A 25,274-nucleotide genomic window follows, 5' to 3' on the forward strand; every position below is an offset into this window, starting at 1 on the left:
GTGAGCAGTTCAAGGATCTTCGTGGGGCGTCTCGCCGGCCGCGGCGTGTTCGATCCCGTGGGCGACCGGATCGGCAAGGTCCGCGACGTCCTCGTCGTCTATCGCGCCGCGAGCGCCCCCCGGGTGGTCGGCCTCATCGTCGAGATCCCGGGCAAGCGCCGGGTGTTCGTCTCGATCGGGAGGATCACGTCGATCGGCGCCGGCCAGGTCATCATCACCGGCCTCATCAACGTGCGCCGATTCGAGCAGCGCGGCGGGGAGACCCGCATGATCGCCGAGATGATCGGCCGCGAGGTCACGCTCACCGAGGGCGGCACGGCGACGATCGAGGACGCTGCGATCGACCGGACGCGTTCCGGGGAGTGGATCGTCTCGGAGCTGTTCGTCCGGCTGCCGAAGCCCGCGGGGCGCCTCACCCGCGGGGAGTCGCGCATCGTGCGCTGGAACGAGGTGCAGATGCGGAGCGACCGGGTCGGGGCGCACTCCGCGGAGCTCCTGATCCAGACCCTCGTGGACCGCAAGCCCGCCGACCTCGCGGAGGCGCTGCTCGAGCTGCCGCAGCCCCGCATGCTCGAGGTGATCGGCGAGCTGCCCGACGATCGCGTGGCCGACGCCCTCGAGGAGATGAGCGAGCAGGATCAGCTCGCCCTGCTCGCGCTGATCCCCTCCGACCGCACGGCCGACGTGCTCGACCGGATGGAGCCGGACGACGCCGCCGATCTCATCGCCGCCCTTCCCGAGGCGCGGGGCGAGGAGCTGCTCGACCTCATGGAGCCCGAGGAGGCCGAGGACGTGCGACGCCTGCTCGAGTACGACGCGGACACCGCGGGCGGGCTGATGAGCCCGGCCGCCATCGTGCTGTCGGCGGAGTCGAGCGTGGCCGAGGGGCTCGCGATGATCCGGCGCGCCGAGATCCCGCCCGCCATGGCCTCCGCCGTGTACGTGACCCATCCGCCGTACGAGACCCCGACCGGCGAGTACCTCGGCCTCGTGCACTTCCAGCGGATGCTGCGGTTCCCCCCGCACGAGCGTCTCAGCGCCCTCATCGACACCGAGATCGAGGCCGTGCCCGTGCACGCGAGCGCCGCCGAGGTGTCGCGCCGCCTCGCGAGCTACGACCTGGTCGCCTTCCCCGTGGTGGACGACCAGAAGCGCCTGGTCGGGGTGGTCACGGTCGACGACGTGCTCGACCACCTGCTGCCCGACGACTGGCGTCATGCCGAGGACGAACCCGCGGCACCGATTCGCAGGGGGCGCGCATGAACCTCTTCAGGCGCGACACCGGCCTCGACGCGCCCCGCATGAGCGGCGGCCGCGGGCAGGGACGGCGACGGGGCGGCAACGAGCGCTTCGGCCGCTGGACCGAGAGCATCGCCCGCGGAATGGGCACTCCGTGGTTCCTCCTGATCCTGAGCCTCGTCTGCGTGGCGTGGCTGGTCTGGAACACGGTCGCGCCGGATCATCTGCGGTTCGACTCGGCGGCCCTCGGCTTCACGGCGCTCACCCTGATCCTCTCGCTGCAGGCCTCCTACGCGGCCCCCATGATCCTCCTCGCCCAGAACCGCCAGGACGATCGCGACCGGGTGCAGATGGAGCAGGACCGGCAGCGCGCCGAACGCAACCTGGCGGACACGGAGTTCCTCGCCCGCGAGGTCGTCGCGCTGCGTCTCGCGCTCAAGGAGCTGCCGGATCGGGAGTTCGTCCGCGCCGAGCTGCGCGCCCTCATCGCCGACCTCTCCGAGGAGCCGGAGCCGGAGCGGCGGGAGGCCGGGCGGTCGACGGACGCCGATGCCGACGGCCGGGATCCGCGGTGAGGGCCCGGGAGTCGGCCTCGGCCGAGGAGCTGGCGGTCTGGCGCGCCCTCGACCGGGTGCAGGATCCCGAGATCCTGCGACCGATCACGGAGCTCGGCATGGTGACGGGGGTCGACGTGACGTCCTCGGGCGAGGCGTCGGTGTCGATCCTGCTCACCATCGCCGGGTGCCCCGCGGCGCGGCGCATCGAGGCCGACACCCTGGCGGCCGCCGAGAGCGCCCCCGGGATCGCGGCCGCGCGGGTCGACGTCGGCGTGATGACCCCCGAGCAGCGGCGGGCGTTCACGGAGCGGGTGCGCGGCGGAGCGGAGGCGCGACCCCGGCAGTTCGGGCCCGACTCGCTGACGCGGGTCATCGCCGTCACGAGCGGGAAGGGCGGCGTCGGCAAGTCGTCGCTGACGGCGGGGCTCGCGGTGGCGCTCGCCGCGCAGGGCCTCTCCGTCGGCCTCGTCGACGCCGACGTGTTCGGATTCTCGATCCCCGGCATCCTCGGGCTCAGCCGCGACGGCCGCACGGAGCAGCCGACCCGCGTCGACGACATGATTCTTCCCCCGGTCGCCTTCGGGGTGAAGGTCGTCTCCATCGGCATGTTCCTGGGCGAGGCCGATCCGCGCAGCACCGCCGTCTCGTGGCGCGGGCCCATGCTGCACCGCACCATCGAGCAGTTCCTCCGGGACGTCTGGTTCGGCGATCTCGACGTCCTGCTGCTCGACCTGCCCCCCGGGACGGGCGACGTCGCGATCAGCGTCGGCCAGCTGCTCCCCCAGGCCGAGGTCCTCGTCGTCACGACGCCCCAGGAGGCGGCCGCCGACGTCGCGGTGCGCAGCGCCCTCGTCGCCCGGCAGACCGGGCAGCGCGTCACGGGTGTGATCGAGAATATGTCGGGTCTGCGGCAGCCGGACGGCTCGGTGCTCGAACTGTTCGGCTCCGGCGGCGGCGCCCTCGTCGCCTCGCGCCTGAGCGACGAGGAGCACGGCGACGTGCCCCTGCTCGGGAGCGTCCCCCTAAGCCCCGGCTTCCGGGAGGGCGGCGACGCGGGCGTGCCCGCGGTGCTCGACCGCCCGCAGGATCCCGCCGCCGCGGAGGTGCTGCGCATCGCGGCCGGGATCGCGGGTCGCGGCCGGGGCCTCGCGGGCCGGCGCCTGGGGGTCAGTCCGCGCGGCTGAACCGACCGATCAGCCGCCGGCCGCGAGCGGATCGATCTCGGAGACGGGGGCGGGCCGCCCGAAGAGATACCCCTGGAACGCGTCGATGCCCAGCTCACGCAGCACCGCGAACTGCTCCTCCGTCTCGACCCCCTCCACCACGACTTGCAGCCGCAGGATGTCCGCGAGGTCGACGATCGTCTTCACGATCGCCACCTCGTCCGGATCCTCGACGACGCGGGTCACGAACGAGCGGTCGATCTTCACCTGCTGCACCGGGAGCTGCCTGAGATAGCTCAGCGACGAGTAGCCGGTGCCGAAGTCGTCGAGCGAGACCCTGACGTGCTCGGCGAGCAGCGCTCGGAGCACGCGCACGGTGCGGTCGATGTCGGTGTGGAACATGCTCTCGGTCATCTCGAGCTTGAGCCGCTCGGCCGGAGCGCCGTGGGTTTCGAGGGCGTGGCACACCGTCTGGACGAAGTCGCTCGCGCGCAGCTGCCGCTCGCTGAGGTTCACCGAGAAGGCGAGGTGAGCGGTCTCGGGGCGCTCCGCCCAGCCCGCAAGCACGCGGCAGGCCTCCTCGAGCACCCAGGCGCCCATCTCGACGATCATGCCGGTCTGCTCGGCGATGGGGATGAAATCCGCCGGGGCGACGAGCCCCCGGGCGGGGCTCTCCCAGCGCAGCAGGCCCTCGTGCGCGATCACCCGACGGTCGCGGTCGACGATCGGCTGGGCGTAGAGCCGCAGCTGGCCGGCGGATATCCCCCGCCGCAGATCCGAGGCCAGCGTCACCCGGCTCTGCGCCTCGTCGAGCATCCGGGGCTCGAAGCGGCACAGCCGCGTCCGACCGCCGGAGAGCGCGGCGCGCTTCCGCGCGATCTCGGCCGCCTTCAGGACCTCGTCGGCGGCCGTCACGGGCGGCTGCGTCGCGGGGCAGGCGTCGGCGTGGAAGGTCGCGTAGCCGATCGTCGCGGAGATCTCGACCGACACCCCGTCGCCCAGGTCGGCGGTGCCGCCGAGCGCCTCCGCCACCCTCCGGCCCGTCTCCTCGGCCGCCTCGTTCGCGCGGTGCGGATCGTCTCCGAGGCGCGGCAGCAGGAGGCCGAAGGTGCCGGGGCCGACGCGCCCGACCGTCTCCACCGGGGATCCGAGGCCGCTCAGACGCGACCCGGCGCGCCTGAGCAGACGGTCCCCGGTCGAGAAGCCGAAGCCGTCGTTCACCCAGGAGTACTCGTCGATGCCGACCGCGAGCACCGCCGAGATGCCGGAGCGATCGCCGCCGAGCAGCTCGTCCACCCGCTGCAGCAGCGACGCCTGGTTCGGCAGGCCCGTCGTCTGATCCGTGTAGGCGAGCTCGCGGGCCCGCTCCTCGGCGAGGTGGCGCTGGGTCTCCTCGGTGCAGATCGCCACGTAGCGGCGCGGCTCGCCGTGCTCGTCGAGAAGCGGGATCACGGTCGTGTCTCCCCAGTACTCGCTCCCGTCCTTCGCCCGATAGCAGATCTCGCCCTTCCAGATCTCGCCGCGCGCGATGACTCGCCGCATTCGCGCGAAGAACTCCGAGGGGTGGCGCCCCGAGCTCACGACGCGGTGGGTCCTGCCGATGAGCTCCTCCCGACGGTACTGCGAGATCTCGCAGAACTGCTCGTTGACCTCGACGATGACCCCTCGCGGATCGGTCACGGCGACGATCGAGTGCACGTTGAGGGCGAACGTGAGCTCGTCGAGAAGACGCTGCAGCGACGCGTTCTCCTCTCGCAGACGCGCGAGCTCCGCGGCGTCGTTCATGACGGGCGGCGGCTCCGGTCTCGCCGCTCGCGCCTCATGTGGCCTCCTCGTCGAAGTTCAGGCGGCCGCCGGCCGCCTCGGTGCGGGCGCGCCGCTGCGCCGCCGCCTGCTCGGCCCGCGCGCGCCGTGCGGCCGCGCGCGTCTCGCGCTCGTCTTCGAGCAGGGCGTCTCGGATGATGCGCCGGGGGTCGTACTGCCGAGGGTCGAGCTGACGCCAGTCGACATCGTCGTACTCCGGCCCCATCTCCTCGCGCATGCGATCCTTCGCGCCGTCGGCCATGCGCTTCACACCCCGGACCAGCTCGCCGAGCTTCTTGGCGTAGATCGGCAGGCGTTCCGGACCGAGCAAGAACATGGCGATGACCAGGATCACCATGATCTTCTCAATCGTTAGCCCCATGAGTCACTATCGTAGTGGTCGCGGAGACGCCCGGCCGACGAATCGGTCGGCGAAGCCCGGCGTGTTCCGCTCGCCCTCGCGCCGCGGCGGCGTGGGAGTCCCGGCATCGGGGCCCCAGCATCTACGCTATGAACGGCGGCACCCGCCGCCCGCTGGCACGCGTGGAGGACAGACAGTGAGCAGGCTCGAACGCAATTGGCAGTACGCCGAGCAGTATCCGAGCGAGACCGAGGCGCAGACGAGAGCGCGACGCCTCTCCCTCGAGCTCGGCGTCGAACCGGTCAGCCGCGCGGTCGCCGCGCAGCTCTCGGGCCTCGCCGTCGTCGGGCGCGCACGCGCGATCTGCGAGGTCGGCACGGGCGTGGGCGTGAGCGGTCTCGCGCTGCTGCGCTACGTGCGGGAGGCGACCCTCACCTCGATCGAGGTGGAGCCCGAGCACCTGCGGGAGGCCCGGAGCGTCTTCGCGGGCGCGGGGATCCCCGCGTCGCAGCTCCGGCTCATCGAGGGCAACGCCCAGCACGTCCTGCCCCGCCTGAACCTCGGAGCATACGATCTGGTGCTGCTCGACGCCGAGCCCGAGCACCTGCTGGAGTACGTCGAGTACGCGCTCACCATCGTCCGCCCCGGAGGGAGCATCGTGGTGCCGAACGCGTTCGCCCGCGGCCGGGTGTCGGATCCGGCCGCTCGCGATGCAGCGACCCAGAGTCTCCGGGACCTCCTCGCGACGGTCTCCGACTCCCCCGCGATCGCGCCGGTGCTCTCCCCGGCGGGCGACGGCCTGCTGACCCTGACCCGCCTCGACGCGTAGCCGCGGAGCCGCCTCGGGGCTGAGGAGCGCGAATGCGAAGAGGCCCGACCCGGATCCTCCGGGGCGGGCCTCTTCGCGTGCTGATGCCGGCGCTCAGTCGCCGAGCACTCCGTTCAGCACGTTGCGCAGCTCTGCGGCTTCCTCGTCGTTGACCGAAACGACAAGACGGCCCCCGCCCTCGAGCGGAACCCGGAGCACGATGACGCGGCTCTCCCGCACCGCTTCCATCGGCCCGTCTCCGGTCCTCGGTTTCATTGCCGCCATGACGCCTCCTCGCTAGTGGTGGTGGTTCGCTCTCTATTATCCGCTAGTGCACGGCCCCGCGGAAATCCTCGTGTCACAGATCGCCGCTCAACCACGCCCGCAGCGCCGCGTACGAGCTCTCGATCTGGGCGACCGGCACGCGCTCGTCGTCCGCGTGCGCGAGCTGTGGATCACCCGGGCCGAAGTTCACCGCGGGCACCCCGAGCGCTGAGAACCGGGAGACGTCCGTCCAGCCGAACTTGGCCACGGGGGTCTGCCCGACGGCCCGCACGAAGCGCTGGGCGAGCGGCGCGTCGAGGCCGGGCCGCGCGCCGGGGGCGAGGTCGACGATCTCGACCTCGTCGGCGTCGGAGAAGAACTCGCGCACGAAGGCGACGGCCTCCTCGGCGCTCTTGCTGGGCGCGAAGCGGTAGTTCACCTCGACGTCGCAGCGGTCGGGGATCACATTGCCCGCGATGCCGCCGCCCACGCGCACCGCGTTCAGCCCCTCCCGGTACGCGAGGCCGTCGACCTCCACCGTCTCGGCCTCGTAGGCGGCGAGACGCTGCAGCAGCGCGCCCGCGCGGTGGATCGCGTTCACGCCCTTCCAGGAGCGGGCGGAGTGCGCCCGCTTCCCGTGGACGCCGACCCGAGCGCGCAGGGTGCCGTTGCAGCCGCCCTCGATGGTGCCGTTCGAGGGCTCGCCGAGGATGGCGAAGTCCGCGGCGAACAGCTCGGGGCGGTTGCGCTGCGCCCGGCCGAGACCGTTGAGGTCGGAGGAGACCTCCTCGTGGTCGTACCAGATCCAGGTGAGGTCGACGGCCGGCTCGACCAGCTCGATCGCGAGGGCGAGCTGCACCGCGACCCCGGCCTTCATGTCGACCGTGCCCCGCCCGCGGATCACCGCTTCGCCGGTCTCGGCGTCGAGCTCGTCGCGCACCGGCAGGTTGGCGTTGATCGGCACCGTGTCGAGGTGGCCGGCGATCGCGACGCGGCGCTCGCGACCGAGCTCGGTGCGCGCGATGAGCGTGTCGCCGTCGCGCACGACGCTCAGGTGCGGAGCCCGCTCCAGCAGGACCGCCTCGACCGCATCCGCGATCGCCCGCTCGTCGCCGGAGACCGACGCGATGTCGCACAGTTGCCTCGTCAGGGAGACAGGGCCGAGTGCGGGATCGAGGGCGGGGGGTTCCTGGCTGATTGCGCTGCTGCTCACCCGCCCAGCCTACGCGCCTCCGCCGCCCGGACCACGGAGGCGTGCGGCGAAGGTAATCTGGAGGCATGACTGAAACTCGACACGCCTGGGCCTCCGGCCTCGCCACCGTCGCCTCCGACGGCTCCGTACTCGACGCCTGGTTCCCCGCGCCCGCGCTCGGCCGGCGCCCCGAGAGCCGCGATCCCTGGATCGCACCGGCGGAGCTCGCGGAGCTCGCCGGCAGGGACGAGCGCCGCCGCGTCGAGCTCCGGATCGTGAACCTCGAGATCGACCTCGACGCCGCCCCCGAGAGCACCGAGGACGCCTACCTGCGCCTCCACCTGCTCTCGCACTGCCTCGCGCTGCCGAACTCCCTGAACCTCGACGGGATCTTCGGCAAGCTGCCGAACATCGCGTGGACGACGGCCGGCCCGATGCTGCCCGCGGACTACGCGGCGCGGCTGCCCGAGCTCAAGAGCGCGGGCATCACCGCCGTCGGCCTCGACAAGTTCCCCCGGCTCACCGACTACGTCGTTCCCCAGGGAGTCCGCATCGCGGACACGTCGCGCGTGCGCCTCGGGGCGCACCTCGCGCCCGGCACGACCGTGATGCACGAGGGCTTCGTCAACTTCAACGCCGGCACCCTCGGCGCCTCGATGGTCGAGGGCCGCATCTCGCAGGGCGTCGTGGTGGGCGACGGCGCCGACATCGGCGGCGGCGCCTCGAGCATGGGCACGCTCTCGGGCGGCGGCACCGAGCGGGTCTCGATCGGCGAGCGGGCGCTGCTGGGCGCCAACTCCGGCATCGGCATCTCCATCGGCGACGACAGCGTCGTCGAGGCCGGACTGTACGTGACCGCCGGCACGAAGGTGGTGCTGCCGAAGGGCACCTCCGAGTCGAACGGCGAGCCGGTCGAGGTGAAGGCGCGCGAGCTCTCGGGACTGCCGAAGCTGCTGTTCCGCCGCAACTCCCGCACCGGCGCCGTCGAGGCGCTGCCCCGCGAGGGGACCGGCATCGTGCTCAACGCGGCGCTGCACGCGTAGCGCCGACGCCTCCTCCTCCACCTCCCCCTCCCCTCCACCCGGCGCATCCAGCCCATATGCGCCTCCTATCCACTTCCGCTCGTCAGTAGATGCCCGATCTCATGCGCGAATGAGCATCTACTGACGAGCGCGTGAGGGGCGGTTCGGGGCGCGGGCGGTTCGGGGCCGTTCAGGCGAATCCGCGCTCGCACAGCGCGGCCCGGATCCGGGCGATCACCCTGGTCCGGTCGCTCATGAGCGCCTTCGTGACCTCGATCACGATCCATCCCTCGGCCCGCAGCCTCGCGATCCGCTCCACATCCTGCGCATACCGGTCGGCGTGGCCCACCCCCTGATACTCGATGGCGATGCGGTACCGACGATAGACGAGGTCGAAGCATCCGAGGAAGACGCCGCGGTCGTCGAACAGATCGACATTCAGCTCGGGTTCGGGGAGACCCGCCAACACGATGCTGACCCTCAGGACCGACTCCATCGGCGACCACGCGTCCCGACGGACGAGGGTGAGGGCGCGACGCAACCGCCCCATGCCGCGCCACCGTCCCAGTCCGACCGCGCGGGAGAGCTCCTCGAGCGTCGTCAGGGGCGGCTTCCCGGCATTCGGCCTGCCGTAGCCGGGCCGATGCACGCGGATCAGGGAGTCCCCTGCGGCGACGAGTTCGTGCACGGTGAGATCGCCGAGCATGACCCAGGTCGAAGCGGCAGAGGTCAACGGGATCCCTTCGAGGGTCTCGACGCTGCACCGGTGGCTCGAGAGCGCGTGTCCGACCACCCCGGCGACCCTCGGGGCGCGCGCCGGGAGGAGCACCCCCAGGTGCAGCTCGGGTTCGTCGAGGTGCGGCATCGGCATCCCGTGGAGGAGCGCCGCGCTGCGTCGCACGAAGAACTGACCCGGGATCGCGCGTTCCGCGAGCGCGCGGATGAGCTCGAGCTCCCGATCCAACGCCGCGTCGAAGCGGCCCCTCGCCGGCACGGCTCGGACGCCCTCGTTCTCGGGCGCGTTCTCGGGTGCACTCTCGACCTCGTTCTCGGGTTCGGCAACCCGCATGCGCACTCCTCGGTACGGGCGCTCGAGGTCCGCCGCCCGCAGGCGGCCAGGGCCCACGCCGAGCCTTCTGGCCTCGGCGACGGAGAAGGCGGAGTTCAGGGATGACGGAAGCGGTGTATGACTCATCCACTCATCATGGAGAGGATCGCGCGTCGACCGGGGCCGCCATCCACAGGCCGAAGGGTGCCCCGGCTGCGAAACCCGGGTTATCCACAGGACGCCGGCGCGCACGATCGGGTCGCGCAGCTCAGCTGGTCAGTAGAGGTCCGGAAAGTCGTCTTCTCCGACACTTTCTGACGAGCGCAGCATGGGTCGCCGTGTCTACCGCTCCAGGTGCCGTTCGGGGCTGCCCGTGTACAGCTGCTGCGGGCGTCCGATCTTCGTCTGCGCGTCGTCGCGCGCCTCGCGCCACTGCGCGATCCAGCCCGGAAGGCGCCCGATCGCGAACAGCACCGTGAACATGCGGGTCGGGAAGCCCATGGCCTTGTAGATCACGCCGGTGTAGAAGTCGACGTTCGGGTAGAGCTTGCGCTCCTTGAAGTAGTCGTCCTCGAGCGCGATCTGCTCGAGCTCCTGCGCCAGGTCGAGCAGCGGATCGTTGACGCCGAGCTCGCCGAGCACGCGGCCGGCGCTCTCCTTGACGATGCGGGCGCGCGGGTCGTAGTTCTTGTAGACGCGGTGCCCGAAGCCCATCAGCTTCACGCCCGCCTCCTTGTTCTTGACACGCTCGACGAACGACTGCACGCTCTGCCCGGAGTCCCGGATCTGCGCCAGCATGCCGAGCACGGCCTCGTTCGCGCCGCCGTGGAGGGGGCCCGACAGGGCGTTGATGCCGGCCGAGATCGACGAGAACATGTTCGCCCCCGTCGAGCCCACGAGGCGCACCGTCGAGGTCGAGGCGTTCTGCTCGTGGTCGGCGTGGAGGATCAGGAGCTTGTCGAGCGCGTCGACGAGTACGGGGTTCATCTCGTACTCCTCGGCCATGTTGCCGAAGTTGAGCCGCAGGAAGTTCTCGACGAAGTTGAGGTCGTTGTCGGGGTAGAGGAAGGCCTGGCCGATCGACTTCTTGTGCGCGTACGCGGCCAGCACGGGCAGCTTCGCGAGCAGGCGGATCGTGTTCACCTCGACGAACTCGGGCACCGTCGTGTCGAGGGAGTCCTCGTAATAGGTCGACATCGCCTGCAGCCCGCCCGAAAGCGCGGCCATCGGATGGGCCGTGTGAGGCAGGCCCTCGAAGTAGTACTTCATGTCCTCGTGCAGCAGCGTGTGCCGCCTGATCTCGCCGTCGAAGGCGGCGAGCTCGTCGGCCGTCGGCAGCTCCCCGTAGATCAGCAGGTAGGCCACCTCGAGGAAGGTCGAGGCGCGCGCCAGCTCCTCGATGGGATACCCGCGGTAGCGGAGGATCCCCTGGTCGCCGTCGATGTAGGTGATGGCCGACTTGGTCGAGGCCGTGTTCACGAACCCGTAGTCGAGGGCCGTGTAACCGCTCTGCCTGGTCAGCGTGCTGATGTCGATGGCCGCGGCGCCGTCCACGGACGAGAGGATCGGCAGCTCTGCCGACCCTCCGGGGAACGTGAGCTTCGCTGCGGCCTGGTTCTGGCCCTGAGTCGATTCGGTCACATCGTCTCCTCGTGAGGTCTGAGGCGGTCGGGAGCGCCTGATGCGGCGCACACCCGCTTCCCACCCTATCCGGTTCGGAGCGCTCGGACGCATCGGCCTGCGCGGTCCGCCTCACAAGATTATCTCGACATCAAACAAAATGTCGATTCGCGGGGAGCTCGGCCTCCCCCGCGGATCAGGCGCTCTCGCCCGAGATCCTACGCGCGGCGGCCGCGATGTCGTCATCGCTCGCGGTGAGCGCGAGGCGCACGTGCCGAGGCGAATGCTCCCCGTAGAAGTGCCCCGGCCCCACCACGATGCCGAGGCGAGCCAGATCCGCGACGCTCTCCCACGCGTCGACGTCGCGCGTCGCCCAGAGGTAGAGTCCGGCCTCGCTGCCCTCGATGCGGTAGCCCGCCGCCTCGAGAGCCGGGCGCAGCACCTCCCGCCTCGCCCGGTAGCGATCCCGCTGCTGCTCCACGTGCGACTCGTCCCCGAGCGCCGCGATCATCGCGTGCTGCACGGGAGCCGGCAGCATCAGCCCCGCGTGCTTGCGCACGGTCAGCAGCCGCTCGACGAGGTCCGGATCGCCCGCGAGGAACGCCGCGCGATAGCCCGCGAGGTTGGACTGCTTGCTCAGCGAGTAGACGCTCAGCACGCCCGAGTGGTCGTCGCCCACGACGCGGGGATCGAGGATGGAGGGGATGGGGTCGCGGTCCCAGGGCGCGTCCCATCCGAACTCGGCGTAGCACTCGTCGCCCGCGATCACCGCGTCCAGCTCGCGCGCCCGAGCCACCGCCGCGCGCAGCGCCTCGACGTCGGCGACCCGCCCGTCCGGGTTGCCCGGCGAGTTCACCCACACGAGCGCGGTGTGCTCGGGCCACTCCGAGGGGTCGTCGGAGGCGACGGCGTCCGCTCCCACGAGCGCCGCCCCCATCGCGTAGCTCGGGTAGGAGATGCGCGGGAACACCACGGCCTCCCCCGACCCGAGGCCGAGCAGGAACGGGAGCAGCGCGACGAGCTCCTTGGAGCCGACCGTGGGCAGCACGGCCCCCGGCTCGACGGACACGCCGCGGCGGCGCGCGAACCACTCGGCGATCGCCTCGCGCAGCCGCGGCGTCCCCGCCGTCGCGGGATAGGCGTGAGCGTCCGTCGCGGCCGCCAGGGCCTCGCGCACCGAGTCCGGCGTCGGGTCGACGGGGGACCCCACCGAGAGGTTCAGCGCTCCGCCCGGGTGCGCCGCCGCCTGCTCGGCGTACGGCGCCATCGCGTCCCAGGGGTACTCGGGCAGCGGGCCGCGCACGCGCTACTCGCCCTGCGGCGGGAGCGCCGCGATGATCGGATGGTCGAAATCGTACGCCCCGACCTTCGCGGCGCCGCCCGGGGAGCCGATCTCGTCGAAGAACTCGACGTTGGCCTTGTAGTAGTCGGACCACTCGCTCGGCAGATCGTCCTCGTAGTAGATCGCCTCGACGGGGCACACGGGTTCGCACGCGCCGCAGTCGACGCACTCGTCGGGGTGGATGTACAGCGAGCGTTCGCCCTCGTAGATGCAGTCGACCGGGCACTCGTCGACGCACGCTCGATCCTTCACATCGACGCACGGAAGAGCGATCACATAGGTCACGACACTCCGCCTTTCGTTTCACTCCAGTGGCGGCCGCTGCCGACGCGCCGGCCGGGCAGCCGGACGCCGCGCACCGGGATCGGCTCGCCTGTCAATCGGGATGGCTCCATCCTATCGCCGCGAGATCAGAGGGTGCCGCGAGGCCGGAGGGCGGCGCGCGGTCAAGGGGCGCCCCGCGGTCAGGGGGCGCCGCGCGGTCAGGGGGCGCCGCGCGTCGGGATCGACGACGTCACGACCGGGATCGAGGTCGTGACCACCGGGATCTCCGCCGTGAACTGGGGCATGGCCCCCGTCTCGCCCTCCCGCGGCAGGATCCCCGCCGAGAGGCCGCGGAACTGCCCGAGGTCGGGGCCCTGGCCGTCGAGCACGACCTCGACCGGCTCGCCCGGCCGGATCTCGTACTCCTCGCCGCGGACCGTCACGGTCACCGGGTGGTACCCCTCCACCATCTCGAATCGCATCGTCTGCTGCGAGAGGTCGATCGCGAGCCGGCTGCCCCGCCACTCCAGCTTGAAGCGCAGCGCGTTCCAGTGGGCGGGGAGCCTCGGGTCGAACGTCAGCCTCCTCCCCGCGTCGCGCATCCCGGCGAAGCCCTGCACGAGCATCATCCACACGCCGCCGGCCGAGGCGATGTGCACGCCGTCGGCGGAGTTGAAGTGCAGGTTGTCGAGGTCGACGCGCAGCGCGTGGTCGAAGTAGCGGTAGGCGAGATCCCGGTATCCCACCTCGGCCGCGATGATCGACTGCACGACGGCGGAGAGCGTCGAGTCGCCCGTCGTCAGCGCGTCGTAGTACTCGAAGTCCCGCTGCTTCTCCTCGCGGCTGAACTCGTCGCTCGCGAGCAGCAGGGCCAGCACGACGTCGGCCTGCTTCAGCACCTGGAAGCGGTAGATGACGAGCGGGTGGAAGTGCAGCAGCAGGGGCTTCTGCTCGGGCGGGGTGGCCGCCAGGTCCCAGACCTCCCGCTCGAGGAAGTGGGCGTCCTGCGGGTGGATTCCCCGCTCCTGCGAGTAGGGCACGCTCATGCCGTCGGCGGCGCGCTCCCACGCGTCCACCTCGGCGGGATCGAGGGAGAGCCGCTCGACGAGCTCCGCGTAGGCCTGCGGAGCCTCCGAGCGGAGCCTTCGCACGACCTCCGCCGCGAAGCGGAGGTTGAACCTGGCCATGACGTTGGTGAACAGGTTGTCGTTCACGACGGTCGTGTACTCGTCGGGGCCGGTCACCCCGTGGATGTGGAAGCTCCGGCTGCCGTCGCTCTCGGCCCGCCAGAACCCGAGGCTGCACCACAGCCGCGCCGTCTCGACGGGGATGTCGCTCGCCCCCGTCAGCATGTACTCGAGGTCGCCGGTCGCCGAGACGTAGCGCGCGAGCGCGTAGGTGATGTCGGCGTTGATGTGGTACGCCGCGGTCCCGGCGGCGTAGTAGGCGCTCGCCTCCTCGCCGTTGATCGTGCGCCAGGGGAAGAGCGCGCCCTCCTCGTTCAGCATCATGGCGCGCAGTCTCGCCTGCGACAGCATGTGCTCGCGCGAGCGCAGCGCGTTCCTCGCCCAGAGCGGGGTGGTGTAGGTGAGGAAGGGCAGTGTGTAGATCTCCGAGTCCCAGAAGTAGTGCCCGTTGTACCCCGAGCCCGTCAAACCCTTCGCGGGCACTCCGCGCCCGTCGGCGCGCGCCGCGGCCTGCGCGAGCTGGAAGAGGTTCCAGCGGATCGCCTGCTGCACGCCCGGCTCGGCGTCGACCCGGACGTCGCTGCGGTCCCAGAACGCGTCGAGGAACGCGCGCTGCCGCTCCCAGCGCTCCTCGCCGGGCTCGGAGGCGGCCTTCTCCAGCGTGTGCACGCAGCGGTCGATGAGCTCGGGCAGATCCGCCGTCGCCGACGAGTGGTAGGACACGGTCTTCACGAGGCGCACGGTGCGCCCCTGCTTCGCGGTGCCCTGGAAGACGTGCCGCACCCGGTCGGGCGCGGACTCGACGCGGGTGCGCCAGGCCCCCGGCGTCATCGCCGCGCGGGAGACGCCTTCCGCCCTCCCGCTGTCCTCGAAGAGCACCGTCGTCTCCTCCTCGCCGGAGTGGAACTCGTGGTCGACGCCCACGCCGAGCGTCATCCCCGAGGCGTGCACGCGATAGCTGAGCACGCTCCGGCCGTGATCGTGCAGCACCGGCCCCGGCTCCAGCACGCGCTCCGCCAGCTGCTCCGTCTTGCGCGGATCGGCGATGCCCACCGAGTCGACCACCTTGCGCTTCGGGTGCTCGGCGTTCACACGGCCGAGATCCTGCCGGTTGATGAGCAGGCTGCTGAACGTGAGGTCGGCGTCGGCGTCGAGCACGGTCACCCGCATCTCGAGCGTCGCGAGGTGCCGTGAGGAGAACGACACCATTCGACGGGTCTCGACCCGCACCCGCTTGCCCGTCGGCGTGAGCCAGAGCAGCGACCGCGTGAGCGTGCCCGAGCGCATGTCGAGGGTGCGCTGCACGTCGATGATGTCCGAGGACTCCAGATTGAGGCGCTCGTCGTCGACGTAGATGCGGATGGTCTTCGCGTCGGGAGCGTTGACGATGGTCTGCCCGTGCTCGGCGAACCCGTAGGCGTTCTCGGCGTGCTGGATCTGCCAGGTCTCGTGCAGCCCGTTCACGAACGTGCCGTGGCTGCCGAGCGGCAGGCCCTCCTCGTGGTTGCCGCGCAGCCCGAGATACCCGTTGCCGAGCGAGAACAGGGTCTCGTCCTGCCCCGCCTGCTCGGGATCGATGCCGTGCACGACGAGCCGCCACGGGTCGTCTCCGAAGTCGCGACGCAGCTCCTCCACCTCGGAATCGAAGGGGTTCACCCTCATCACATCAGCTCCTCAAGGTCTCGTACCACCGTGTGCGCCCCGGCCTCCGCGAGCGCCTCCGCCCCGGCTCCGCGATCGACCCCGATCACCCATCCGAATCCCCCGGCCCGCGCCGCGGCGACACCCGAGGCCGCGTCCTCGAACACCACGGCCCGCGCCGGCGCGACGCCGAGCAGCTGGGCCGCGCGCACGAACGTGTCGGGCGCCGGCTTCCCCGGCAGGCCCTCCCGGGCCGCCACGACGCCGTCGACGACCGCGGCGAAGCGATCCCGCAGCCCGGCGGCGGCCAGCACCGCCTCCGCGTTGCGGGAGCTCGAGACCACCGCGAGCGCCGCGCCGCGCCGCGCGAGCTCGTCGAGCAGCGCGAGCGTCCCCGGGTACGGCGCGATGCCGTCCCGCTCGAGGAGCTCGGTGAACATGAGGTTCTTGCGGTTGCCGATGCCCGCCACGCTCTCGAAGCCCACGTCGCCCGGCGCTCCGGGCGGGAGCACGATCCCCCGGGCGGCGAGCAGCGTCGCGACGCCCTCGAAGCGGGGGCGCCCGTCGAGCGAGGCGTAGTACTCCGACTCTCGGTACGGCTGCAGGCGCCGCTCGGCGAAGAGGAGGTCGAACGTCTCCGCCCAGGCGCGCATGTGCAGGTCGACCGTCGGGGTGATCACCCCGTCGAGGTCGAAGAGGAAGGCCTCGTAGGCGTCCGGATCCCAGCTGGGAAGGGTGTTGATCGCGTGATGCTCTGCTGACACCGTTCCAGCGTAATGGCCTCGGCCCGGCCTTGTCAGCCGGCAACACGCCCGTGACGCGCGGGGAACGCCGCCGCGGGCCTCGCGCCTAACCGAGCATCGGCAGGGCGAACGGGAGCGCGAGGATCGCGACCCAGCACCCGGCGAACAGGCACGGCGCGAACGGGACGCCGCGCGAGGCGCCCGTGCCGCGCACCCGGCTCGCCGCTCCCCAGATCGCCGCGATCACGCACGCGACGGCCGCGCCCAGCACGACCGCCCAGGCGCCGCCGAAGAACCCCAGCACGCCGCCGACGAGCGGTGCGACCTTCACGTCGCCGCCCCCGATGCCCGCCGGGGCCGTGCGCCACAGCAGGTACAGCAGCCCGAACAGCGCCGCGGCGCCACCGGCCAGCAGCCCCAGATCCCGAAGCGCGGGATCCCGGACCCCTGCGGCCAGTTGGACGAGACCGGAGGCCGCCAGCAGACCGAGCGTGGATCCGGTGCCCCAGGCGACGAGCCGGTTCGGCAGGCGCCGCGTCACGAGATCCACGACGCTCAACCACACCGAGAACACGACGAAGCACACCGCGCCCGAGCCCCAGAGCAGCGTGGAGAGCCGGATCAGCAGGATCGGGCCGTCGCTCACCGGGCGCCTCCGGTCACGCCGCGCCGCCTCCTCACGGGGCGGCTTCGTTCACGGCACTGCCCGGCACGGGACCTGCGCTCACGGCGTGACCTCGGTGCCGATCCCGCGCTCGGTGAAGATCTCGAGCAGCATCGAGTGCGGCTCGCGGCCGTCGATGATCGCCGCCTTCCCGACACCGCCGCGCACCGCCTCGAGGCAGGCCCGCATCTTCGGGATCATGCCCGATTCCAGGCTCGGCAGCATCTCCTCGAGCTCCGCGGCGGCGATGCTCGACACGAGCGAGTCCCGGTCGGGCCAGTTCGCGTAGAGGCCGGCGACGTCCGTGAGGATCACGAGCTTCTCCGCGCCCAGCGCCGCGGCGAGCGCGCCGGCGGCGGCGTCGGCGTTGATGTTGAGCGAGTCGCCCGGGCGATCGGCGTCGGGCGCGATGGACGATACGACCGGGATGAGGCCGGCGTCGAGCAGCGCCAGCACCGGCTCGGCGCGCACGCCGACGACGTCGCCGACGAGCCCGAGGTCGACCGTCTCGCCGTCGACCTCGATCGGCGGGCGGCGGCGGCCGACGAACAGCCCGGCGTCCTCGCCCGTCGTGCCGGCCGCGAGGGGGCCGTGCGCGTTGATCGCGTCGACCAGCTCGGGGTTCACCTTGCCGGTGAGCACCATGCGCACGACGTCCATCGTCTCCGGGGTGGTCACCCGGTAGCCGCCCTTGAACTCGCTCTCGATGCCGAGGCGCTCGAGCATGGCGGTGATCTGCGGGCCCCCTCCGTGCACGATGACCGGGCGGATGCCGGTGTGGCGCAGGTACACCACGTCCTCGGCGAACGCGTCGAGCAGGGCGTCGTCGACCATCGCGTTGCCGCCGAACTTGATGACCATCACGCGATCCCGGAACTTCTTCAGCCAGGGCAGCGACTCGATGAGCACCTCGGCCTTCACCGCGGCCTGCTCGTGGTCCAGGGTCTTCGTCGTCGTCCTCATGGGTGTGCTCCGCTCCCCGTCCTAGCTCGAATACGCGCTGTTCTCGTGCACGTAGTCGTGCGTGAGGTCGTTGGTGCGGATCGTCGCCGAGCAGTCTCCCGCGAACAGCTCGATCTCGACGTGCGTCCGCCGCGGGGTGAGGTCGCACTCCTCGACCGGGCGGTCGGGGGCCCCCGCGTGGCACAGGCGAACGCCGTTGAACGAGACGTCGACGCGGTAGGGGTCGAATGCGGCCTCCGTCGTGCCGATCGCGGCCAGCACCCGACCCCAGTTGGGGTCGTTGCCGAAGATGGCGGCCTTGAAGAGGTTGTTGCGGGCCACGGAGCGTCCGACCTCGGCGGCGTCCTCCTCCGTCGCGGCGCCCCGCACCTCGATGTCGATGTCGTGGCTCGCGCCCTCGGCGTCGGCCTGAAGCTGGGACGCCAGGTCGTCGCAGAGGGCGGCGAGCGCAGCGGCGAACTCCTCCTCGTCGGGGGCGACGCCCGACGCGCCGCTGGCGAGGAGGGACACCTGGTCGTTGGTCGACATGCAGCCGTCCGAGTCGAGCCGGTCGAAGCTGACGCGGGTGGCGCGGCGCAGCGCGCGGTCGAGCGCCCCGTCGTCGAGCAGGGCGTCGGTGGTGATGACGACGAGCATCGTGGCGAGTCCCGGCGCCAGCATGCCGGCCCCCTTCGCCATGCCCCCGATCGTCCACCGCGCGCCCTCGTCTCCGCCCTCGCGCACCGCGGTCTTCTCGACCGAGTCCGTGGTCAGGATCGCGGCCGGAGCGGTCGCGTCGTCCTCGGCGAGCACGGCCGCGAGGGTCGGCACGCCGCCGACGATCCGGTCGCGGAACGCCTGGTCGCCCGTGCCGATGAGGCCCGTCGAGCAGACGAGGATCTCCTCGGCGCGCGCGTCGCCGAGGGCCGCTGCCACCGCCTCGGCGGTGAGCCGGGTCGTCTCGTAGCCGAAGTCGCCCGTGAAGCAGTTGGCGCCTCCCGAGTTCAGCACCACCGCTCGTGCCGTGCCGCCGGCGATGACCTTCCGGCTCCACAGGATCGGGTTCGCCTGGGCGCGATTGCCGGTGAACACGGCGGCGCTCGCGCGGGCCGGCCCGTCGTTGACGACGAGGGCGAGATCGGGCTTGCCGGTGCTCTTGAGGCCGACCGCGATGCCGGCCGAACGGAACCCGCGGGGGGTGGTGACGCTCACTGCTGCTCCTTGCTGCTGAACGGGGGTGCCGCGGCGGTATGGCCGCCGGGGCCCATCTGGTCGGCGGGGCTCACGGGGCGACGCCGTCGACGGGCAGACCGGTGGCCTCGGGCAGGCCGAGGGCGATGTTGGCCGACTGGATCGCCGCCCCGGCGGTGCCCTTCGCCAGGTTGTCGAGCGCCGCGACCACGACGACGCGGCCGGCGGCCTCGTCGACGGCGAGGCCCATGAGGCAGGTGTTCGCGCCGAGCGCGTCGGCCGTGCGCGGGAAGACCCCCTCGGGCAGCAGGTGCACGAACGGCTCGTCGGCGTAGGCGCGCTCCCAGGCCTCGCGCACCCGGGCCGGGTCGATGCCCGCGGCGATCCTGGCCGTCGAGGTCGCGAGGATGCCGCGGCTCATCGGGACGAGCACCGGGGTGAAGCTGATCGTGGGCTCGCCGCGCGCGCCGGCTCCCCGCAGCGCCTGGCGGATCTCGGGGATGTGGCGGTGGCCGCCGCCGACGGCGTAGGGGTTCGCGGTTCCCATGAGCTCGGCGCCGAGCAGGTGGGTCTTCGCGGCCCTGCCGGCGCCCGAGGGCCCCACGGCCAGCACGCTCACGAGGTCGCCCGCCTCGATCACGCCCGCGGCGATGCCCGGGGCCAGCGACAGCGCGACGGTCGAGGCGTTGCACCCGGGAGCGGCGATCCGCGACGCCCCCACGAGGGCCTCCCGCTGCTTGCCGGGCAGGTCGCCGGCGCCGACGCCCTCGGCAGGGCGCGGATCGGCGCCGCCCGGATCGGCGCCGCGCGCGACGAGCAGCTCCGGCACCCCGTAGGTCCACGCCTCGTGGTGCTCGCCGCCGTAGAACGCCGCCCAGTCGGAGGGGTCGGCGAGCCTGTGGTCGGCTCCGCAGTCGACGGCGAGGCGGACGTTCCGCAGCTCGTCGGTGAGCGCCCCGGAGGCGCCGTGCGGCAGCGCGAAGAACACGACGTCGTGGCCGTCGAGCACGTCGGGCACGGTCTCCTGCAGGGTCAGGCCCGCGAGCGACCGCAGGTGCGGCTGCGACTCGATGAGCGGACGGCCGGCGCTCGAGTGCCCGGTGACGGTGCGGATGTCGAACTCGGGGTGGCCGGCGAGCAGGCGCAGCAGCTCGCCTCCCGCGTATCCCGAAGCACCGGCGACGGCGACGCTGTATCCCATCTGCGCTCCTCGCACGTGTAGATCTGGGTTCCGTGACGGCCGGGGCGGGCCGCCACGGAGGCGAACAGCTACCATTCTGGCACTACCCGGCCCGCGCAGCACGGCGCCCCCGTCGCGCCCTCCGCCGGCCCGGATCCCGAGACGACGCGGCCGGCCGTCAGAAATCGGCGATGACCAGCTTCTTCATCTCCATCATGGCGTACGCGTTCGGCCGCCGCATGAGCTCGGCCATGTTCGCCGGCACGATCTGCCAGCTCACACCGGCGGGGTCGGCCAGCCAGCCGCACTGCTCGGCCTCGGGGACCGCCGACAGCGCCGACCACAGCCGGTCGATCTCCTCCTGGTCCTCGCACAGCACCTCGAGCGACATGCCGCAGGTGAAGGAGAACGCCTGCTCCACACCCGAATCCATCGCGGTGAACCACTGGTCCCCGATCCTGAAATCGCTGAACATCACGTCACCGGGGCGGGCCGGGCCCGTCTGCTCGGGGTAGGGCACGCGGATCCCGAGCTGGGCGTCCTCGAACACCGACAGGTAGCGGTCGACCGTCTCTGCCGCCCGGTTCTGGGCCGAGCCGCCGAAGAGCAGCGAGGGCATGAGGAACGGTCGGGGGTCGCCCTCGGGATCGGTGAGCGTCAGCTGCCAGCTCACTCCGAAGCGATCCTGCACCCAGCCGTAGCGCTTGCTGAAGGGGTACTCCTGGAGCGGCATCAGCACGCCGCCGCCCTCCGAGAGCACGTCCCAGAGCGCGTCGAGCCGCTCCCGCGCCTCCTGCTCGTCGTCGCCGAAGAACAGCGGGTCGAAGTTCAGCATGAAGGAGATGGACGGATTCGGGGCGAACTCGTCACCCGCGTTGATGAGCACGAGCCGGGTGTCGGCGATCGTCACCGCGACCGTCAGGGGCTCGCCCGCGAAGTCGAGCTGGAAGTCGGCGAGGCCCTCCCCTGCGCCCGGGTACCGCGACTCCGTCTCGGAGCTCGCCCCTCCGGGAGCGGCGGCGTCGAACGCTGAGGCGTAGAACCGCCCGGCCTCCTCCGCGTTCCGGTTGCACCAGATGTTGGGCACGATCCTCTGCCCTGCGGTCGATACGTTCATGGCGGCCTCTCCTCGTCGTCGGGCGCCGCACGGGCCCGGCGGGCCCGCGCGACCACGCCCTCAGTCAGTATCCGCCTCGCCGGCCCCCGTCACAAGAGGCCCTCGTCGCGGAGGGCCGAGGCGGAAGCCCGGGCTCAGAGCGGGGCCGCAAGCCCGGGCGAGGCGGGAAGCGGGGCCGGAAGCCCGGGCCGGCTCCTACTCGCGGATCGTCGCCCCGAACGCCGCCTCGGCCGCGGCGACCCCCGCGAGCTTCGCCGCACTCGCCTCCTCGGCCTTCAGCGTGCGGTCGTCGGCGCGGAAGCGGAGCGCGAAGGTCAGCGCCTTCCGCCCCTCCTCGACGCCGGCGCCGCGGTAGTCGTCGACGACGCGGGCATCCTCCAGCAGCGCCCCGGCGCCCGAGACGACGGCGGCCAGCAGTTCGCCCGCGGGCACCTCGACCCTCACGACGAGCGTGAGGTCCTGGGTCGCCGCCGGGTACGCCGAGAGCGGACGGGTGTCGGGTTCGCGCGGCGCCAGCTCCATGAGGAGGCCGAGGTCGAGCTCGAACGCGGAGACCCTGCCGGGGAGGTGGTGGGCGGCGACGGTCTCGGGCAGCAGCTCCCCGGCCACGCCGACGACCCGCAGCCCCTCCTCCGAGCGCACGCTCAGCTCGGCGGTGCGGCCGGGGTGGAACGCGCGGTGACTCCCCCGGCCCACGACGAGCTCGGCCGAGACGGCTCCCGCGACGATCCGGGCCGCGTCGAGCGCGTCGGCCCAATCGGAGGCGCGGGCGGCCTCCCCGGGCTGCTTCAGCACGGCGTCGCCGAGCAGCAGCCCCGCGACGCGCAGCGGCTGAGTCGGGATCGAGGCGTTCACCTCCGCGAGCACGGCGTCGGCGGGCCGCGCCCCGAGCGGCGGCACCTCGTCGGTGCCGATCCGCCCCGCCGGCTCGCCCGGCTCGAACACCGCACCGAACTCGACGAGCGCGAGATCGGTCATGCCGCGCGAGACGTTGCGCTGCGCCGCGGTGACGAGCCCCGGCAGCAGCGAGCGGCGCAGGAAGGGCGCCCCGCCGTCGAGGGGGTTGGCGAGCCGCACGGCCGCCACGCTCCCCTCGGCGTCGCCGCTCCCGGCTCCGAACGCGTCGAGCTGCTCGCGTGCCACGAAGGGGTAGCTCTGCACCTCGTCGAACCCGGCGGCCGTCACGACGTTCGCGGCGCGGCGGCGCAGCCGCTGCTCGCGGCTGAGCCCGCGCCCCGCGGGCGCGACGGGCAGCACCGAGGGGATGCGGTCGTAGCCCACGATGCGCGCGACCTCCTCGACGAGGTCGGCGGGTCGGGTCAGGTCGCTGCGCCAGCTCGGCGGGGTGACGAAGAGCAGGTCGGGGTCGCCGGCCGCGCCGAGGGAGACGGAGCAGCCGATGGTCTCGAGCGCACCGTGGATCTCGTCGGCCGTGTAGTCGGTGCCGAGCAGGCCGTTGACGCTCGCGAGCGACAGGCGCACCACCGCGGGCTCCCAGGGAGTCGCGATCTCGGTGCCGAGCTCGTCGGCCGCGCCTCCGCCCAGCTCGACCAGCAGGTCGACCATGCGCTGCGCGGCCGCGCGGGCGACGAGGGGGTCGACCCCGCGCTCGAACCGCTTCGACGCCTCGCTCGGCAGCTTGTGACGGCGGACGGATCGGGCGATCGAGACCGGGTCGAAGCTCGCCGCCTCGACGAGCACGTCGACCGTGCCGTCGTCCGTCTTCGTCGACTGGCCGCCCATGACGCCGGCGAGGCCGATGGCCCCGGACTCGTCGGCGATGACCAGGTCCTCCGGGTGCAGCTCGCGCTCCTGCTCGTCGAGCGTGACGAGCGTCTCGCCCGCAGCGGCACGGCGCACCGTGATGCCCCCGTCCAGCTTCGCGAGGTCGTAGGCGTGCAGCGGCTGACCCAGCTCGAGCATCACGTAGTTCGAGATGTCGACGGGCAGCGAGAGCGCACGGATTCCCGCGAGCTGCAGGCGCGCGACCATCCACGGCGGCGTGGGGCGGGCGGCGTCGATCCCGCGCACGATGCGCGCGATGAAGCCGGCGGCCCCCTCGCGACCCCGGATCGGCGCCTCGTCGGCGAGCACCACGGGGAAGCCGGCGGCGGGCGCGACGGTCACGGCGAGCGCGGGGTCGCGGAACTCGGCGCCGGTGGAGTGCGCGTACTCGCGCGCGACGCCGCGGATGGAGAAGGCGTAGCCGCGATCCGGGGTCACGTTGATCTCGACGGCGCTCTGGTCGAGCCCGAGCAGCGCGAGCGCGTCGGCGCCGGGCTCGGGATCGTTCCCGTTCTCGGCGGAGAAGCCGAGTCGGGAGAGCACGATGATGCCGTCGTGGTCCTCGCCGAGCGAGAGCTCCCGCGCCGACGCGATCATGCCGTCCGAGACGTGGCCGTACGTCTGGCGGGCCGCGATCCTGAAGTCGCCCGGCAGCACGGCGCCGGGCAGGGTCACGACGACCTTGTCGCCGGGGCCGAAGTTGTGGGCGCCGCACACGATGCCGCGCACGTCCTCGCCGCCGTCGGCGGCGCGCTCACCGGGAGCGGCCACGCGCACCTGGCACCAGTTGATCGTCTTGCCGTTCGACTGCGGCTCGGGCTCCTGGGCGAGCACCTCGCCCACGACCACGGGGCCCGTCACGTCGAACCGGCGGATCGACTCCTCCTCGAAGCCCACGCGCACCAGGTCGGCGTGCACCTGCTCGGGGGTGGCGCCGGCGGGCAGCGAGACGAACTCGCCGAGCCAGCTCAGTGGGATACGCATCAGACCAGGCCTCCGGTGTTGAACTCGCGTGCCGCGCGCACGCCTGTGACGTTGTGGATCCGGTTCACCTAGACCAGGCCTCCGAACTGGGCGTTGAAGCGGATGTCGCCCTCGACCATGTCGCGCATGTCGTTGAGGTCGTGGCGGAACTGCAGGGTGCGCTCGATGCCCATGCCGAAGGCGAAGCCCTGGTACTCGTCGGGGTCGATGCCCGCAGCGGCGAGCACGTTCGGGTCGACCATGCCGCAGCCGCCCCACTCGACCCACCGGGCGCCGCCCTTGGCGTGCGGCTGCCACACGTCCATCTCGGCCGAGGGCTCGGTGAACGGGAAGAAGTTCGGACGCAGGCGGATCTCCGCCTCCTCGCCGAACATCTGGCGGGCGAAGTGCTCGAGTGTGCCCCGCAGGTGGGCCATCGTGAGGCCGCGGTCGATCGCGAGCCCCTCAATCTGCTGGAAGACCGGGGTGTGCGTCGCATCGAGCTCGTCGGTGCGGTAGACGCGACCGGGCGCGACGACGTAGACGGGCAGCTCGCGCTCGAGCAGCGCCCGGATCTGCACCGGCGAGGTGTGCGTGCGCAGCAGCAGGTGGCGGTCGGCCGGCTCGACGAAGAACGTGTCCTGCATCGCTCGCGCCGGGTGGTCGGGGTCGAAGCCGAGGGCGTCGAAGTTGAACCACTCGTGCTCGATCTCGGGGCCCTCGGCGACCTCCCAGCCCATGCCGATGAAGATGTCGGCCGCCTCGTCCTGCAGCTGGGCGAGGGGGTGGCGGGTCCCGGCGCGCCTGCGGACGGGGGCGGCCGTCACGTCGACCGTCTCGGCGACCAGGCGTTCGGCGGCCTCCTTCTCGGCGAGCTCGGCCTCGCGGCTCCGGTACGCGCCCTCGATGCGACCGCGGGCCTGGCCCATGAGCTTGCCGGTGGCGGCCTTCTCGTCCTTGGGCACCTCGCGCATCCTGCGGTTCAGACCGGCGATGGCGGAGGCCTCCCCGGCGTGCTCGGTGCGGGCGGCTTTCAGCTCGGCGACGGTGCTAGCCGCGGCGAAGGCGGCGAGCGCCGCATCGACTGCGGCGTCGACCGCGTCCTGGGAGATCGGAGAAGTGTCTGACACAGGGATCAAGCTTACCGTGCCCGGGCGCCGGGCCGGGGCGAAGCGTCC

Annotated in this window: 22 protein-coding genes; 5 read left to right on the forward strand and 17 right to left on the reverse strand. The window is 72.2% G+C overall.

Features of this window, described 5'->3' with window-relative positions:
* From JD276_RS09445 to JD276_RS09455, 3 genes are read left to right on the forward strand one after another with little or no spacing between them, the layout of a single operon-like run.
* The gene (locus tag JD276_RS09445) at nt 1-1,263 is read left to right on the forward strand and encodes a magnesium transporter MgtE N-terminal domain-containing protein (RefSeq protein WP_200115404.1); all 1,263 of its coding nucleotides are present in this window, start codon (nt 1-3) and stop codon (nt 1,261-1,263) included.
* The gene (locus tag JD276_RS09450) at nt 1,260-1,814 is read left to right on the forward strand and encodes a DUF1003 domain-containing protein (protein WP_200115405.1); all 555 of its coding nucleotides are present in this window, start codon (nt 1,260-1,262) and stop codon (nt 1,812-1,814) included. The genes JD276_RS09445 and JD276_RS09450 overlap by 4 nt, the downstream gene beginning before the upstream one ends.
* Complete coding sequence (locus tag JD276_RS09455) at nt 1,811-2,980, forward strand: Mrp/NBP35 family ATP-binding protein (RefSeq protein WP_200115406.1); 1,170 nt, start codon at nt 1,811-1,813, stop codon at nt 2,978-2,980. Before JD276_RS09450 ends, JD276_RS09455 begins: the two co-directional genes overlap by 4 nt.
* A 9-nt stretch (nt 2,981-2,989) precedes the next feature.
* Here the strand turns inward: JD276_RS09455 and JD276_RS09460 are convergent, their stop codons facing one another.
* Together JD276_RS09460 and JD276_RS09465 are read right to left on the reverse strand one after the other, a co-directional pair.
* Complete coding sequence (locus JD276_RS09460; RefSeq protein WP_200115407.1) at nt 2,990-4,744, reverse strand: putative bifunctional diguanylate cyclase/phosphodiesterase; 1,755 nt, start codon at nt 4,742-4,744, stop codon at nt 2,990-2,992.
* 34 nt (nt 4,745-4,778) lie between these two features.
* The gene (locus tag JD276_RS09465; protein ID WP_200115408.1) at nt 4,779-5,144 is read right to left on the reverse strand and encodes a twin-arginine translocase TatA/TatE family subunit; all 366 of its coding nucleotides are present in this window, start codon (nt 5,142-5,144) and stop codon (nt 4,779-4,781) included.
* Nucleotides 5,145-5,319: 175 nt separating this feature from the next.
* Between JD276_RS09465 and JD276_RS09470 the strand changes: the two genes are divergently transcribed.
* Nucleotides 5,320-5,952 carry an O-methyltransferase gene (locus JD276_RS09470; protein WP_200115409.1) on the forward strand — a complete coding sequence of 211 codons (633 nt, stop codon included), beginning with the start codon at nt 5,320-5,322 and terminating at the stop codon, nt 5,950-5,952.
* A gap of 93 nt (nt 5,953-6,045) precedes the next feature.
* On the opposite strand, the gene JD276_RS09475 is transcribed toward JD276_RS09470, so the two are convergent.
* Nucleotides 6,046-6,216, reverse strand: a complete 171-nt coding sequence (locus JD276_RS09475; protein ID WP_200115410.1) for a DUF3117 domain-containing protein — start codon at nt 6,214-6,216, stop codon at nt 6,046-6,048.
* 73 nt (nt 6,217-6,289) lie between these two features.
* A complete protein-coding gene (gene dapE, locus JD276_RS09480) occupies nt 6,290-7,408 on the reverse strand; it encodes a succinyl-diaminopimelate desuccinylase (RefSeq protein ID WP_307866519.1) in 1,119 nt (372 codons plus the stop codon).
* A 65-nt stretch (nt 7,409-7,473) separates the two neighbouring features.
* On the opposite strand from dapE, the gene dapD reads away from it, so the two are divergent.
* Nucleotides 7,474-8,430: a 2,3,4,5-tetrahydropyridine-2,6-dicarboxylate N-succinyltransferase gene (gene dapD, locus JD276_RS09485; protein ID WP_200115411.1), complete on the forward strand. Its 957-nt coding sequence runs from the start codon at nt 7,474-7,476 to the stop codon at nt 8,428-8,430.
* A gap of 169 nt (nt 8,431-8,599) precedes the next feature.
* Here dapD and JD276_RS09490 read toward each other — a convergent pair whose 3' ends face one another.
* The 13 genes from JD276_RS09490 to pheS all read right to left on the reverse strand — a co-directional run bounded on the left by JD276_RS09490 (nt 8,600) and on the right by pheS (nt 25,226).
* On the reverse strand, nt 8,600-9,478 hold the full coding sequence (locus tag JD276_RS09490) for a putative endonuclease domain-containing protein (protein ID WP_200115412.1): 879 nt from the start codon (nt 9,476-9,478) through the stop codon (nt 8,600-8,602).
* A gap of 321 nt (nt 9,479-9,799) precedes the next feature.
* Nucleotides 9,800-11,098, reverse strand: coding sequence for a citrate synthase (locus JD276_RS09495; protein WP_200115413.1), 1,299 nt, complete (start codon nt 11,096-11,098; stop codon nt 9,800-9,802).
* A gap of 175 nt (nt 11,099-11,273) precedes the next feature.
* Nucleotides 11,274-12,380, reverse strand: a complete 1,107-nt coding sequence (gene dapC, locus JD276_RS09500; RefSeq protein ID WP_200115414.1) for a succinyldiaminopimelate transaminase — start codon at nt 12,378-12,380, stop codon at nt 11,274-11,276.
* A gap of 3 nt (nt 12,381-12,383) precedes the next feature.
* Entirely contained in the window at nt 12,384-12,704 is a 321-nt protein-coding gene (gene fdxA / locus JD276_RS09505; RefSeq protein ID WP_200115415.1) for a ferredoxin, read from the reverse strand.
* 197 nt (nt 12,705-12,901) lie between these two features.
* Nucleotides 12,902-15,532 carry a glycoside hydrolase family 65 protein gene (locus tag JD276_RS09510; protein WP_200115416.1) on the reverse strand — a complete coding sequence of 877 codons (2,631 nt, stop codon included), beginning with the start codon at nt 15,530-15,532 and terminating at the stop codon, nt 12,902-12,904.
* A complete protein-coding gene (locus tag JD276_RS09515) occupies nt 15,532-16,275 on the reverse strand; it encodes a beta-phosphoglucomutase family hydrolase (protein WP_307866520.1) in 744 nt (247 codons plus the stop codon). The genes JD276_RS09510 and JD276_RS09515 overlap by 1 nt, the downstream gene beginning before the upstream one ends.
* Before the next feature lie 85 nt (nt 16,276-16,360).
* Complete coding sequence (locus tag JD276_RS09520) at nt 16,361-16,900, reverse strand: prepilin peptidase (protein WP_200115417.1); 540 nt, start codon at nt 16,898-16,900, stop codon at nt 16,361-16,363.
* Between the two features lie 78 nt (nt 16,901-16,978).
* Nucleotides 16,979-17,881 (reverse strand): acetylglutamate kinase, encoded by a 903-nt coding sequence (gene argB, locus JD276_RS09525; protein WP_200115418.1) that lies wholly within the window; start codon nt 17,879-17,881, stop codon nt 16,979-16,981.
* Between the two features lie 21 nt (nt 17,882-17,902).
* Nucleotides 17,903-19,072 (reverse strand): bifunctional glutamate N-acetyltransferase/amino-acid acetyltransferase ArgJ, encoded by a 1,170-nt coding sequence (gene argJ, locus JD276_RS09530; protein WP_200115419.1) that lies wholly within the window; start codon nt 19,070-19,072, stop codon nt 17,903-17,905.
* A gap of 70 nt (nt 19,073-19,142) precedes the next feature.
* Complete coding sequence (locus JD276_RS09535) at nt 19,143-20,252, reverse strand: N-acetyl-gamma-glutamyl-phosphate reductase (protein WP_200115420.1); 1,110 nt, start codon at nt 20,250-20,252, stop codon at nt 19,143-19,145.
* 157 nt (nt 20,253-20,409) lie between these two features.
* Complete coding sequence (locus tag JD276_RS09540; protein ID WP_200115421.1) at nt 20,410-21,348, reverse strand: VOC family protein; 939 nt, start codon at nt 21,346-21,348, stop codon at nt 20,410-20,412.
* Nucleotides 21,349-21,543: 195 nt separating this feature from the next.
* On the reverse strand, nt 21,544-24,117 hold the full coding sequence (pheT, locus tag JD276_RS09545) for a phenylalanine--tRNA ligase subunit beta (RefSeq protein ID WP_200115422.1): 2,574 nt from the start codon (nt 24,115-24,117) through the stop codon (nt 21,544-21,546).
* Between the two features lie 68 nt (nt 24,118-24,185).
* A complete protein-coding gene (pheS, locus tag JD276_RS09550) occupies nt 24,186-25,226 on the reverse strand; it encodes a phenylalanine--tRNA ligase subunit alpha (RefSeq protein WP_200115423.1) in 1,041 nt (346 codons plus the stop codon).
* Nucleotides 25,227-25,274: the final 48 nt, after the last annotated feature.

The organism is Leucobacter chromiisoli (assembly GCF_016522505.1).
In the GTDB taxonomy this organism is placed as follows: domain Bacteria; phylum Actinomycetota; class Actinomycetes; order Actinomycetales; family Microbacteriaceae; genus Leucobacter; species Leucobacter chromiisoli.

Excerpts from the sequence above, each read along its gene's own strand:
- JD276_RS09460 (WP_200115407.1), bottom strand. The coding sequence starts at position 4,744 with ATGAACGACGCCGCGGAGCTCGCGCGTCTGCGAGAGGAGAACGCGTCG.
- JD276_RS09475 (WP_200115410.1), bottom strand. The coding sequence starts at position 6,216 with ATGGCGGCAATGAAACCGAGGACCGGAGACGGGCCGATGGAAGCGGTG.
- JD276_RS09450 (WP_200115405.1), top strand. The coding sequence starts at position 1,260 with ATGAACCTCTTCAGGCGCGACACCGGCCTCGACGCGCCCCGCATGAGC.
- pheT (WP_200115422.1), bottom strand. The coding sequence starts at position 24,117 with ATGCGTATCCCACTGAGCTGGCTCGGCGAGTTCGTCTCGCTGCCCGCC.
- JD276_RS09535 (WP_200115420.1), bottom strand. The coding sequence starts at position 20,252 with ATGGGATACAGCGTCGCCGTCGCCGGTGCTTCGGGATACGCGGGAGGC.
- dapD (WP_200115411.1), top strand. The coding sequence starts at position 7,474 with ATGACTGAAACTCGACACGCCTGGGCCTCCGGCCTCGCCACCGTCGCC.
- JD276_RS09490 (WP_200115412.1), bottom strand. The coding sequence starts at position 9,478 with ATGCGGGTTGCCGAACCCGAGAACGAGGTCGAGAGTGCACCCGAGAAC.
- JD276_RS09540 (WP_200115421.1), bottom strand. The coding sequence starts at position 21,348 with ATGAACGTATCGACCGCAGGGCAGAGGATCGTGCCCAACATCTGGTGC.
- JD276_RS09465 (WP_200115408.1), bottom strand. The coding sequence starts at position 5,144 with ATGGGGCTAACGATTGAGAAGATCATGGTGATCCTGGTCATCGCCATG.
- argB (WP_200115418.1), bottom strand. The coding sequence starts at position 17,881 with ATGAGGACGACGACGAAGACCCTGGACCACGAGCAGGCCGCGGTGAAG.
- JD276_RS09510 (WP_200115416.1), bottom strand. The coding sequence starts at position 15,532 with ATGAGGGTGAACCCCTTCGATTCCGAGGTGGAGGAGCTGCGTCGCGAC.